Source organism: Streptomyces sp. NPDC051172, assembly GCF_040682555.1.
In the GTDB taxonomy this organism is placed as follows: Bacteria; Actinomycetota; Actinomycetes; order Streptomycetales; family Streptomycetaceae; genus Streptomyces.
The window spans coordinates 75,095-87,322 of sequence record NZ_JBFBBE010000015.1; the positions used below are offsets into that span (position 1 = coordinate 75,095).

Consider the following 12,228-nt stretch of genomic DNA (forward strand, 5'->3'; position numbering starts at 1 on the left):
ATTTGCGGTTATGCGGCCGGAGTGTCCCTGCGGGATGGGAGGCTGCGGTCAGAGCACTGCGGTCAATGTCACACTCTCGCCTTACTTGTCCGTACAGAACGTGAATCCAGGTTGAATGTGGCCGCATTGGCCGCGGCATGAAACGGAGAAAGCAAGCCGTCTGCGGGGGAAAAGGCACCTTCCGACCGAGGAAGTGCGCAGACCGACCGAAAGATGTTCGAGGCGAGGCACACCATGGACGCTCCGACCACCGCGTCGGCCGACAACGGCACATCCGGCGGCGGGAGCGGCGGCTGGTTCACGCCGCGCACGCAGCCGGCGACGACTCCGGACAGCGAGCGTGAAGCGGTCCAAGGCAGTCGCCTTGCCGCGATGCGCCCGATGGGCAGGACCGCGGCGGACACCGACACGGACAAGGACCAGCCGGCGGAGGGCGCTCCGCAGTCGGCACCACACGCGGAACCCGCCCCGGAGACTGCTGCCCCACATCCCTCGGCTGCACAGCCCCCCGCGGCAGACCCCTCTTCCTCCGAGGCACTCCCCGCCGACCTGCGCGTGCCCACCCAGCGCGCCAACGCGCCCGCAGCGCAGCCGCAGGAGCCCGTCGTTCAGTCCGGCGCCCAGAGCGCTTCACCGGATGCCCTCCTCATCCGTCGGACCATGGCAGAGGTGGCGCCGATCGCCGACAAGGTCACCTCGTACTTCTACGCGCTGCTCTTCGTCCGACACCCCGATCTGCGGTCGCTTTTCCCGGCCGCGATGGACACCCAGCGCGACCGGCTGCTCAAGGCGCTGCTGACCGCGGCCGAGCACATCGACAACACCGAGGTCCTCGTCGCGTATCTGCAGAACCTCGGCCGTGGTCACCGCAAGTACGGCACCAGGGCCGAGCACTACCCGGCCGTCGGCGAGTGCCTCATCGGCGCACTGAGCAAGTACGCCTCCGGTAGCTGGGACGCGGAGACGGAGGCGGCCTGGGTACGGGCGTACACGACCATCTCGCAGGTCATGATCGACGCAGCGGCCGCGGACGAACTGCGTGCCCCGGCCTGGTGGTACGCCGAGATCGTCGCGCACGACCTCAGGACCCCGGACGTGGCGGTCGTCACGGTCCGCCCCGATCAGCCCTATCCGTTCCTCGCCGGGCAGTACACAAGCCTGGAGACGCCCTGGTGGCCGCGGATCTGGCGGCACTACTCCTTCGCCTCGGCACCCCGCTCCGACGGTCTGCTGACGTTCCATGTGAAGGCCGTCCCCGCGGGCTGGGTCTCCAACGCGCTGGTGCACCGCGCGCGCCCTGGCGACATCATCCGCCTCGGCCCGCCGGCCGGTTCGATGACCGTAGACCACACCACCGACAGCGGACTGCTGTGCCTGGGCGGCGGCACGGGCATAGCACCCATCAAGGCTCTGGTGGAGGACGTCGCCGAGCACGGCGAACGGCGGACGGTCGAAGTGTTCTACGGCGCCCGCACCGATCACGACCTCTACGACATCGACACGATGCTCAGGCTCCAGCAGTCCCACCCCTGGCTCTCGGTCCGCGCGGTCATCGACCAGCAGGCCCATCTCCAGCTTCCTGACGCCATACGCGAGTACGGGCCGTGGAACGAGTTCGACGCCTATCTCTCGGGCCCGCCCGGAATGATCCGCAGCGGGCTGGACGCGCTGAGGAACATCGGCATCCCGGCGGAGCGAATACGGCACGACTCGGTGGAGGAACTCGTCACCATCGGAGGCTGATCCGGCGCCGGGGATCAGCCCAGGTCCGGGGCGTGCATGGCGCGTACGCCCTCGATGTTCCCGTCCAGGTAGTGCCGCAGGGACAGCGGTACGAGATGCACCGAGGCGATCCCGACGCGGGTGAACGGCACCCACACGATCTCGTACTCGCCGACGGGCTCGTCCACCTCGGGGCCGTGCCGCAGGGATGTGTCCATCGACTCCAGCCGGCACACGAAGAAGTGCTGCACCTTCACGCCGGTCGCGCCGCCGTCCTCGCCGATGTGTTCCACGGTGTCGACGAAGCAGGGCACCACGTCGGTGATCTTGGCGCCGAGTTCCTCGTACACCTCTCGGTGCAGGGCGTCGACGACGGTCGTGTCGCCGGGCTCGACGCCGCCACCGGGAGTGACCCAGTAAGGATCGACACCGGGCTTGGTGCGCTTGATCAGAATCAGGTTGTCGCCGTCCAGGAGAACGGCACGTGCGGTGCGCTTGACCACGGGTCGGACGGTCATGGGAGAAATGTGGCCCGGTTGGTTCCACGTGAAACATCGCAGGATGTCACCGGTCGAGCTCGCCCCGTGACCACCGGAAAAGTGCTGGTCAGCACCAGTGGGCGGCCGCTCGCAGCAGCCATTCGTGAGCCCGCGCGATGTGCGGCATCGCGAGGGTGCCGGTGCGGACCACCAGGAAGTACGTGCGCAGCGGCGGCACCGCGGGTTCGTGGAGAGCAACGATCTCACCGCGCTCCAGGGCGTCCCTGCACAGATAGCGGGGCAGTACCGCGAGCCCCGCGCCCGCGACGGCGCAGGCCAGGACCGCACGCAGGTCGGGAACGATGACGGTGCCCGGTGCCGCAGGGCGGGAGTCGAAGACGGAGGCCCAGTAGCGGGAGACGAAGGGCAGCGACTCGTGCACCTCGATCACGGGGACGTCCTCCAGGGCGGGCGCTCCCGTGCGGCGCGGCTTCCCGGGGCCTATCTGCTCGGCCCGCGCCGGGGTGGCGACAAGGACGTGCTCTTCGTCGCAGAGTGGAGTCGCCGTGAGCAGGGCACCGCGGGGGCGGGCCGTACAGATGGCCAGATCGTGATGTCCGGCGGCGAGTCCCTCCAGGGCTTCCTCGGCGTTCCCGAAGGAAGCGCGCAGCGCGAAGCCCTGGCCGTCCTCACCGGTCAGCTCCGTGAGGGCGGGCAGCGCCCGTTCCGCCGTGAACTCCGGAGGGCCGGCGAGATGCAGGGTCCGTAAGGAGGACTCGTCGTCGAGGCCGGTCTCGGCGATCTCCACCAGGGCGTCGAGATGCGGAGCGGCCTTGTGGGCGAGTTCGTCCCCGATGGTCGTCGGGGTCACTCCGCGCGCCTGCCGCAGGAACAAGGGGCGGCCCAGTTGCCGCTCCAGCGTGCGGATCTGCGAGGTCACGGCCGGTTGTGACAGGCCGAGCAGGGCGGCGGCGCGGGTGAAGGAGCCGGCCCGGTGCACGGTCACGAAAGTGCGCAGCAAGGCCAGATCCATGGTTCGCCCTCCCCAGTTCCCTGCCCTTCTCCCGGCCCACAGGCAGGGCCCAACTATAAATAAGTCGATAGGTCTCTGTCGCTACTGTGATTGGACACTGACACAGAGTCAACTAGCCTTGTTCGCGCGGTTCTTCGCGCGCGGAACCGAGGACGGTCCGAGCCACGAGGGGGGAGGTTCGGACCGTCCGTTGTGCATGGTCGGGCGTCGACCCGCCGACCGTAAGGAAGTCGCCGACGCCGTCATGGCGCCGACGCGTCCAGCGCGCGGAGCACATCTGCCACCAGGTCCTCGGGGTCCTCGGCGCCGACCGAGAAGCGAATGAAGCCCTCCGGCACGGCATCCCCGCCCCAGCGCCCGCGCCGCTCGGCCGTCGACCGCACCCCGCCGAAGCTCGTCGCGTCGTCCACGAGCCGCAGGGCATCGAGAAAACGGTCGGCACGCGCGCGCGTGGGCAGCGTGAAGGAGACCACGCATCCATAGCGGCGCATCTGCTGCGAGGCGATCTTGTGCGAGGGGTCGTCGGGCAGGCCCGGGTAGCGCAGGCCGGTCACCTCGGGCCGCTTCCGCAGCGCCTCGGCGGCGGTGAGAGCCGTCGCGCACTGCCGGTCGACCCGCAACTGGAGCGTGGCGATCGAACGGTGTGCGAGCCACGCCTCCATGGGCCCCGGAATCGCGCCGACGATCTTGCGCCAGCGGCGTACGGCGGCCATGACCTCGGCGTCGCGGCCGACGACGTAGCCGAGCAGGACGTCCCCGTGCCCGGTGAGCTGTTTGGTGCCGCTGGCCACGGCGAAGTCCGCGCCGAGCTCCAGCGGACGTTGCCCCAGCGGCGTGGCGAGGGTGTTGTCGACGGCGACGAGGGCGCCACGCGCGTGTGCCGCCTCGACGAGCCGGCGGATGTCGCACACGTCGAGCCCGGGGTTGGAGGGCGACTCGATCCACAGCAGCTTCGCGCCGTCGAGGACGTCGAGCTGGGCGTCGTCGCCGGTCGGCGCGGTGCGCACCTCGATGCCGTACGCCTCCAGCTGCTCGCGGACCATGGGCAGCACCTGGTAGCCGTCGCTGGGCAGGACGACCGTGTCCCCCGCCCGCAGTTGAGAGAAGACCACCGCTGAGATGGCGGCCATCCCGGAGGCGAAGGTGAGCGTCTCGACGCCCTCCTGCCCGGGCGCTTCCAGCTCGCCGATGGCCCGCTCCAGCAGGCTCCAGGTCGGGTTCTGGTCGCGTCCGTAGGTGTACGGGCCGTCGACGTCACCCGGCAGGTGGTAGTGGGCGGCGAAGGCCGGTCCGGGCAGGTGCGGCTGGTTCTTGGCCGGCTCGGGCAGCCCGGCCCGCACCGCGCGGGTGCCGTCACCGCTGCCCGTCGACGGGCCCGTACCGGAGTCGCTCATACTGCCTCCACCTCCACTTGCTCGCGTACTGCGGCGAGCAGGCCCTCGCTCGCCGCCTCCACCATCTCAAGGCATTCCTCGAAGCCGTCCATGCCCCCGTAGTACGGGTCCGGCACGTCGAGGTCGTCACCGGCGGCCGGATCGTAGGAGCGGAGCAGCCGCACCTTCGCCGCGTCCTTCGGAGTGCGGGCGAGGCGGCGCAGGGCCTTGAGGTGGCCGGTGTCGAGGGCGATGACGAGATCCAGGCGGGAGAACCACGACGGCTGGAACTGCCGTGCCGTGTGGCCGCTCTCGTAGCCGTTCTCCTCCAGGACGGAGACGGTGCGGGGGTCGGCACCGTCGCCCTCGTGCCAGCCGCCGGTGCCGGCGCTGGTGATCTCGACGAGGCCGTCGAGTCCCGCTTCCGCTGTGCGGGCACGGAACACGGCCTCCGCCATCGGGGAGCGGCAGATGTTGCCGGTGCAGACGAAGCAGACGCGGAAGGTCATCGCGTGCTCAGTCGTTGTCGGGCAGGACGACGTGGAGTGCCCAGGAGACGATGGAGATGATCAAACCGCCCAGGACCGCCGTCCAGAAGCCCTCGACGTGGAAACTCAGGTTGAGCTTGTCGGCCAGCCATGAGGTGAGCAGCAGCATCAGTGCGTTGACCACCAGGGTGATCAGGCCCAGCGTCAGGATGAACAGGGGGAAGGTCAACACCTGCACGATCGGCTTGACCAGGAAGTTCACCACGCCGAAGATCAGCGCGACGATGATCAGGGTGCCGGCCTTCTTGCCCGTGCTGTCACCGGTCAGGGTGATCTTGTCGAGCAGCCATACGGCGACCGCCAGGGCACCCGCGTTGGCGATCGTCTTGACTACGAAATTCTTCATGTGTCTGATCGTGGCAGACGAGATCGGTCACGAGCAGTGGGACGAGGGCGACAAGGGCGATGAAGGCATTCCGGCTGGACGAACTGGAGGCGGAGCGTGCCGCCAACGAGGGTGCCTACCTGCAGTTTCTGCGTGAACGGCACATGTCCGTCGGTCTGTATGCGCTCAATGCCGGCGAACATGATCCACAGAAGCCACACAATCAGGACGAGGTCTACTTCGTCGTGAGCGGCCGTGCCTCGATCACCGTCGGTCTGGAGACCACCGAGGTCGCCCGCGGCAGCGTGGTGTACGTGCCGGCCGGCGTCGCCCACAAGTTCCACCACATCAGCGAGGACCTGCGGGTGCTCGTGGTGTTCTCTCCGCCGGAAAGCTGACCTGCCGTCTCGGGGTTCCCTAGGGGATCAGTCAGGGGTGGACAAGGGATGCGAGGCCCCCGCAGGAGCCCCTGCCGGCCCTAGCATCGAGTGCAGGACATCAATGGGCCCCTGCACAGCAGCCGGGCGGAGAGGTAAGGAAGCGCAATGGGTGAGATCTTCGGCGGACTGCCGTGGTGGGTGAAGTGGATTGCGGTGCCGGTCATCGCCCTCGTCGTCTTCGGCGGGCTGATAGCCAGCGTCGTCGGCTTCGTCATCGGGCTTCTGTTCAAGGTGCTGGTCTTCGTGGCACTGGTCGGCGGACTGATCTACGTCGTACGGAAGTTCACGTCGAGCTCCTCGTCGCGCAGCGACTGGTGAGGGCCCTGGGACACCGGTGATCGGTAACAGGAATCACCGGGTCCCTCGCGCGAGGGAAGTTTTCCGGACAGGACGCAGCACGGCGCCACCTGGCCATTAGAGTCCGGAATTCGACGCGGGGGCGACCCCGCGAGCGGCGTACACCCCCTCCCGTGTTCCTCACGGCACGGGCAGCCCCCTCGCGCTTCGGGAGTGACCCTTGGCCACGGTTGACACCGCACCCACAGACCCCCACGTACCCCCCACGCCGACCCCCGGACGCCGCATCAGGCCCCCTGAACAGCCGGGCCCCTCCACGCAGGAGCGCGTGACAGCGCCACCCGCATCGTCGCGCCTGACCGCGCCACCGGTGCGGCCGTCCCGGGAAACCGCTCCGGCGCAGCCGCAGTCCGCAACCCTCATCGGATCCGTCCAGCGCGCGATGCGCCTGCTGGAATGCGTTGCCGGGCACGAGCACGGCGCCCCCGCCAAACAGCTGGCCCGCGAGACCGGCCTGGCACTCCCTACGGCGTACCACCTGTTGCGCACGCTCGTCCACGAGGGCTATCTGCGCCGGGACAAAGGCCTGTTCTTCCTCGGCGACGCGGCGGTGCGACTGAGCAGCAGCGGAGCCCAGCAGAAACGTCGCAGCACGATCGTCGACGTACTCGCCGGCTGGCGGGACGCGATCGGGGTGCCCGTGTACTACGCCGTGTACCGGGACGGCGAGATCGAGGTCATGTGCGTCTCGGACACCCCGGGCAATCCGGCCGTCGAGGAGTGGGCCGACTTCCGCGAGACCGCACACGCGCATGCGATCGGCCAGTGCCTGCTCTCCCAGCTGGACGACGCGGCCCGCCGCGACCACCTCGACCGCTACCCCGTGCAGTCCATCACCCCGTACACCGTGCGTGACAACCACACCCTGCTGCGGCGGCTCGAGCGAACACGGCGGATGGAGCCGGTGACGGAGCGGCAGGAGTACGCGCTGGGGACGGTCTGCGCCGCGATTCCGATCACGGTGGGCACGACGGCCGCGACGATGGCCATTTCTCTGCCCTCGCATCAGGCCGACCGGCTGATGTCCGCGGCCCGGCAACTGCAGAGCGAAATCGGAAGGCTGGCGGGGTCACTCGCGATCTCTATCAGTATCTGAAAACTCACTCCTTGTGATCTGCCGTGTACGTTCAGCAAGATTCCACCAGTGTCAGGGGATCACTCCCAGCCGGTCGGCTTCACATGACGGGGTAGGCGATGCGCGAGTCCGTACAGGCAGAGGTCATGATGAGCTTTCTCGTGTCCGAGGAGCTCTCCTTCCGCATCCCGGTGGAGCTGCGCTACGAGAGCTGTGATCCCTATGCCGTGAGGCTGACCTTCCACCTGCCCGGCGATGCGCCGGTGACCTGGGCGTTCGGTCGTGAGCTGCTCATCGACGGGGTGTGCCGGCCGTGCGGGGAAGGAGATGTGCGCGTCTCACCCGCCGAACCGGACTCCCTGGCAGAGGTCCTGATCCGACTTCAGGTCGGCCGCGACCAGGCGCTGTTCCGTGCGTCCACGGCGTCGCTCATCGCGTTCCTCGACCGCACCGACAAGCTGGTGCCACTCGGCCAGGAGGGTTCCCTCGCCGACTTCGACGCCCACCTCGACGAGGCCCTGGACCGCATCCTGGCGGAGGAGCAGAGCGCGGGCTGAGACGGGCGGCGAGGGTCGGCCGGAACGCTTCTGCGTGAGATGCGGAGGACGCAGTAACGCTTCTCCATGTCTTCATGTGCACGCGCGCCTGGAGTCTGTATCGCCCCAACCGTCCGTTCACGCGTGCCCGAGTCGCCTTCGCCTCACCGCTTGCGCCGTCGGCCCCGTCCCGTGCGCGCCACAGCAGGTGCTGCGCCCACCGTGCCCGCCGCCTGCTCCCGGCCCGGACGGTCGGCGGCGACCACCAGTGCCGCGAGCAGCGTCGTGACCGGCACCGAGGCGACCAGGCCGATCGAGCCCACCAGCGTGCGTACGATCTCCTCCGCCACCAGTTCGCTGTTGGCGACCGTCCCCACACTGCTCTGTGCGATGGAGAAGAGCAGCAGCAGGGGCAGCGCGGCGCCCGCGTAGGCGAGGACGAGAGTGTTGACGACGGATGCGATGTGGTCGCGGCCGATGCGGATGCCCGCCCGGTACAGCCCCCGCCAGCCCATCGACGGATTCGCCTCGTGCAGCTCCCAGACCGCCGACGTCTGGGTGACCGTCACGTCGTCGAGGACACCGAGCGAACCGATGATGACGCCGGCCAGCAGCAGGCCGCTCATGTCGATCGACGGGTACAGGCCGTGGATCAGACCGGTGTTGTCGTCCGTGTTGCCGGTCAGGGCTGCCCAGCCGATGAACTCGGAGCCGAGCAGGCCGATCAGGACGAGCGAGAGCAGCGTGCCCAGCACCGCCACGGAGGTACGGGCCGACAGACCATGGCACATGTAGAGCGCGATCAGCATGATGGCGCTCGATCCGATCACCGCCACGAGCAGTGGATCCGAACCCTGCAGGATCGCGGGCAGGATGAAGAAGGTCAGCACCAGGAAGCTGACGGCCAGCGCGATCAGGGCCATCAGGCCGCGCATCCGGCCCACCACCACGACGGCGAGCGCGAAGATGCCGGCCAGCAGCGCCATGGGGAAGCGGCGGTTCACATCGGCGACCGAGTACTGAAGGTCCTTCGGAGCGGAGGGCTCGTAGGCTGCCACGACCTTCTCGCCCTCATGCAGCTGCCGTGACTGGTCCGGCTGCACGATCTCGGTGAACGTACGGCCCTTGTCCTTTCCGGAGTCGACGCGGATCGTCGCCTTCTTGCAGGTGCCCTTCGCCTGCTGCTGGGCGGAGGAGCCCTCGGCGGTGGAGGTGTCCCCCGTCGCAGTCTCACCCGAGGCGTTCACCGACTTGCAGCTCACGCTCACGACCTTGGCGACCGTCGCCTGCTGGGTCTGCCGGTCGAAACCCACACCGGTGCGTGCGTGAGGCGGGGCGCCGCCGGGCCACAGGACCACGAGCCCGACTGCCACGGCCGCGGTGAACGGGATGAGGATGGCGGCGATGACCTTGCGCAGGTGCTTGGAGACCGGAGCCGCGGGACCGTGGCTGTGCGAGTGACCGTGCCCGCCACCCGAACCATGGCCGTGTCCCGGCCCGTGCCCGCCACCTGCCTCGTGACCGTGCCCGGCGCCGGCCCCCGGCCCGTGCTGGTGTCCAGCCCCGGAACCATGGCGGCTGCCGTCTTCGGAGCGATGTCCGCGGGGCGGCTCCGGAGGGGGGTAGGAGGGCTGATGTGTCGTGGTCACCGCCAGATCATCGCAAGAACGACAGGGGCCCTCTGTTCAGCGCGCCCGAATTGACGCTAGCGTGGAGGCACCTTTGCACACGCGGGAGCTCGGAGCACCGGGCTGAGAGGGCGCTGACCTCCGTCCCAGCGATGTTTCACGTGGAACATCACCGAAGTCGAGTGATGTTCCCCACGAAACATCGACAGACGGAAACCGCTGCGTCGACCGCCGAACCTGTTACCGGGTAATGCCGGCGTAGGGAGTAGGTCTCATGACCAACAAGGACGCACGCACGCCTGCCTCCAGCCAGGACGAACAGCCCATTCAGGGCGAAAAGTCCCAGGAGGCCGGGAAGTCCATCGGCTGGCACAAGGCGTATGTCGAGGGCTCGCGCCCCGATCTGCGGGTGCCGGTCCGTCAGGTGCATCTCACCAACGGGCAGTCGGTCACGCTGTACGACACGTCGGGCCCGTACACCGATCCGCTCGTCGACACCGATGTGCGCAGGGGGCTCGCCCCGCTGCGCGAGAACTGGATCATCGCGCGCGGCGACACGGAGGAGTACGCGGGCCGTCCCGCCCGTCCCGAGGACGACGGGATCAAGCACACCTCTCCACGAGGTGGTCTGCGCAACCTCGACGCGGTTTTCCCGGGCCGGCCGCGCCAGCCGCGCCGCAGTCGCGACGGCAAGGCGGTCACGCAGCTCGCGTACGCCCGCCGCGGGGAGATCACGCCGGAGATGGAGTACGTGGCCATCCGGGAGAACGTCTCGCCCGAGGTGGTCCGCCAGGAGATCGAGGCGGGCCGCGCGGTACTGCCGGCCAACGTCAATCACCCGGAGATCGAGCCGATGATCATCGGCAAGCGGTTCCTGGTGAAGGTCAACGCCAACATCGGCAACTCCGCGGTGACGTCCTCCATCGAGGAGGAGGTCGAGAAGATGACCTGGGCGTCCCGCTGGGGTGCCGACACGGTCATGGACCTCTCCACCGGCCGCAACATCCACACCACGCGTGAGTGGGTGCTGCGCAACTCCCCCGTCCCCATCGGCACGGTGCCGCTCTATCAGGCCCTGGAGAAGGTGGACGGCCGCGCCGAGGAGCTCACCTGGGAGATCTACAAGGACACCGTCATCGAGCAGGCCGAGCAGGGCGTGGACTACATGACGGTCCACGCGGGCGTCCGCCTGCCGTACGTCCCGCTCACCGCGAACCGCAAGACCGGCATCGTCTCGCGTGGCGGCTCCATCATGGCCGCGTGGTGCCTCGCGCACCACAAGGAGTCGTTCCTGTACGAGAACTTCGAGGAACTCTGCGAGATCCTCGCCGCCTACGACGTCACGTACTCGCTGGGCGACGGCCTCAGGCCCGGGTCGATCGCGGACGCCAACGACGAGGCGCAGTTCGCTGAGTTGCGCACGCTCGGGGAACTCAACCGGATCGCCAAGCGTTTCAACGTACAGACCATGATCGAGGGCCCGGGACACGTCCCGATGCACAAGATCAAGGAGAACATCGACCTTCAGCAGGAGATCTGCGATGAAGCTCCGTTCTATACGCTCGGCCCGCTGACCACGGACGTCGCGCCGGCGTACGACCACATCACCTCCGGCATAGGTGCCGCGATGATCGCGTGGTGGGGCACGGCCATGCTCTGCTATGTCACGCCCAAGGAACACCTGGGCCTGCCCAACCGTGACGACGTCAAGACCGGTGTCATCACCTACAAGATCGCCGCCCATGCGGCCGACCTCGCCAAGGGGCACCCCGGGGCGCAGGAATGGGACGACGCGCTGTCCGACGCCCGCTTCGAGTTCCGGTGGGAGGACCAGTTCAACCTCGCCCTGGACCCGGACACGGCACGGGAGTTCCACGACGAGACCCTCCCGGCGGAGCCGGCCAAGACCGCCCACTTCTGCTCGATGTGCGGGCCGAAGTTCTGCTCGATGAAGATCAGCCAAAGCATCACAGAGCGGTTCGGTGGTGGCGCTGTCGAGGGGGCGTCGCCGGAGGAGGTCGCGGAAGGCATGCTGCAGAAGTCCAAGGAGTTCGCTGCCAGCGGCAACAGGGTGTACCTGCCGATCGCGGACTGAGCGGCCACCTGTCGTCGGGCCCGTTGCTCATGGTGGGGCCCGGGTCCGGCGACGGCCGGGTGTACAGGCCGGCTCTTCGTGGGGAGCGGTCTGGTGCCTGGCGGTGGCTCTCATACGGTCACGGGCATGATGAGCATCGTCGTGGGCGAGCCGCGCAGGCTCGGAGTGCCCGGATCGGAGGCGAGGCTGCGGTTCGCGACCGAGCTCCAGGGACTGGGGTCGGCGCCGGGCCGCAGGTTGCTGGTCCTCGATGATGTTTCTGTTCCAGCGGCTGGAGGGCGCCAATCAGACGCTGTCGTCGGAGGGCATGCAGGAATGCCTCGCCGGTCGGGTCTCCGACCTGGACGACGGCATTCTGCTTGCGTTCGGATCCCTGCTGCCGGAAGGCAACTACCTGCCGTCGCTGATCCGTGTGGAGCCGCGGTTGATCACTCCGGGGCAGGAGGGCGACTACTTCAGCAATGAGCAAGTCGCCACCTGGGGACCCGACCAGTTCTGGGGTCTTCCGGAGCATCCCCGCACGCCGTACCACCGCACGTTCGAGACTGTGATCGACGAAGACGCTCACCTCTACGAGTTCGTCGTACCGATGGTTCCTCCCCCTGTGGAACGACCGG

12 protein-coding genes and 1 riboswitch are annotated in these 12,228 nt (G+C 68.4%); of the genes, 6 read left to right on the forward strand and 6 right to left on the reverse strand.

The window, feature by feature from the left end:
* Nucleotides 1-213 precede the first annotated feature (213 nt).
* A complete protein-coding gene (locus AB0N07_RS11960; RefSeq protein ID WP_365834106.1) occupies nucleotides 214-1,743 on the forward strand; it encodes a globin domain-containing protein in 1,530 nt (509 codons plus the stop codon).
* Nucleotides 1,744-1,757: 14 nt separating this feature from the next.
* Here the strand turns inward: AB0N07_RS11960 and AB0N07_RS11965 are convergent, their stop codons facing one another.
* The 5 genes from AB0N07_RS11965 to AB0N07_RS11985 form a co-directional block, all read right to left on the reverse strand.
* Nucleotides 1,758-2,240: an NUDIX hydrolase gene (locus AB0N07_RS11965; RefSeq protein ID WP_365834107.1), complete on the reverse strand. Its 483-nt coding sequence runs from the start codon at nucleotides 2,238-2,240 to the stop codon at nucleotides 1,758-1,760.
* Nucleotides 2,241-2,328: 88 nt separating this feature from the next.
* Nucleotides 2,329-3,234: a LysR family transcriptional regulator gene (locus tag AB0N07_RS11970; RefSeq protein WP_365834108.1), complete on the reverse strand. Its 906-nt coding sequence runs from the start codon at nucleotides 3,232-3,234 to the stop codon at nucleotides 2,329-2,331.
* A 242-nt stretch (nucleotides 3,235-3,476) separates the two neighbouring features.
* Entirely contained in the window at nucleotides 3,477-4,628 is a 1,152-nt protein-coding gene (locus AB0N07_RS11975) for a cystathionine gamma-lyase (RefSeq protein WP_365834109.1), read from the reverse strand.
* Complete coding sequence (locus tag AB0N07_RS11980) at nucleotides 4,625-5,116, reverse strand: low molecular weight protein-tyrosine-phosphatase (RefSeq protein ID WP_365834110.1); 492 nt, start codon at nucleotides 5,114-5,116, stop codon at nucleotides 4,625-4,627. Before AB0N07_RS11980 ends, AB0N07_RS11975 begins: the two co-directional genes overlap by 4 nt.
* Nucleotides 5,117-5,123: 7 nt before the next feature.
* Nucleotides 5,124-5,501 (reverse strand): phage holin family protein, encoded by a 378-nt coding sequence (locus AB0N07_RS11985; protein ID WP_365834111.1) that lies wholly within the window; start codon nucleotides 5,499-5,501, stop codon nucleotides 5,124-5,126.
* 59 nt (nucleotides 5,502-5,560) lie between these two features.
* Here AB0N07_RS11985 and AB0N07_RS11990 point away from each other — a divergent pair, with 59 nt between their 5' ends.
* The 4 genes from AB0N07_RS11990 to AB0N07_RS12005 all read left to right on the forward strand — a co-directional run bounded on the left by AB0N07_RS11990 (nucleotide 5,561) and on the right by AB0N07_RS12005 (nucleotide 7,909).
* Nucleotides 5,561-5,878: a cupin domain-containing protein gene (locus tag AB0N07_RS11990; protein WP_099930040.1), complete on the forward strand. Its 318-nt coding sequence runs from the start codon at nucleotides 5,561-5,563 to the stop codon at nucleotides 5,876-5,878.
* A gap of 147 nt (nucleotides 5,879-6,025) precedes the next feature.
* Complete coding sequence (locus AB0N07_RS11995; RefSeq protein WP_123966204.1) at nucleotides 6,026-6,238, forward strand: DUF5326 family protein; 213 nt, start codon at nucleotides 6,026-6,028, stop codon at nucleotides 6,236-6,238.
* 349 nt (nucleotides 6,239-6,587) lie between these two features.
* Nucleotides 6,588-7,373 carry an IclR family transcriptional regulator C-terminal domain-containing protein gene (locus tag AB0N07_RS12000; protein ID WP_365834165.1) on the forward strand — a complete coding sequence of 262 codons (786 nt, stop codon included), beginning with the start codon at nucleotides 6,588-6,590 and terminating at the stop codon, nucleotides 7,371-7,373.
* Nucleotides 7,374-7,471: 98 nt separating this feature from the next.
* Nucleotides 7,472-7,909, forward strand: coding sequence for an SsgA family sporulation/cell division regulator (locus tag AB0N07_RS12005; protein ID WP_266957524.1), 438 nt, complete (start codon nucleotides 7,472-7,474; stop codon nucleotides 7,907-7,909).
* 143 nt (nucleotides 7,910-8,052) lie between these two features.
* Here the strand turns inward: AB0N07_RS12005 and AB0N07_RS12010 are convergent, their stop codons facing one another.
* Nucleotides 8,053-9,537, reverse strand: coding sequence for a YibE/F family protein (locus AB0N07_RS12010; RefSeq protein WP_365834112.1), 1,485 nt, complete (start codon nucleotides 9,535-9,537; stop codon nucleotides 8,053-8,055).
* 71 nt (nucleotides 9,538-9,608) lie between these two features.
* Nucleotides 9,609-9,798, forward strand: a riboswitch (TPP riboswitch).
* Here AB0N07_RS12010 and thiC point away from each other — a divergent pair.
* On the forward strand, nucleotides 9,791-11,611 hold the full coding sequence (gene thiC / locus AB0N07_RS12015) for a phosphomethylpyrimidine synthase ThiC (protein WP_365834113.1): 1,821 nt from the start codon (nucleotides 9,791-9,793) through the stop codon (nucleotides 11,609-11,611). (Overlaps the previous riboswitch by 8 nt.)
* Nucleotides 11,612-12,228: the final 617 nt, after the last annotated feature.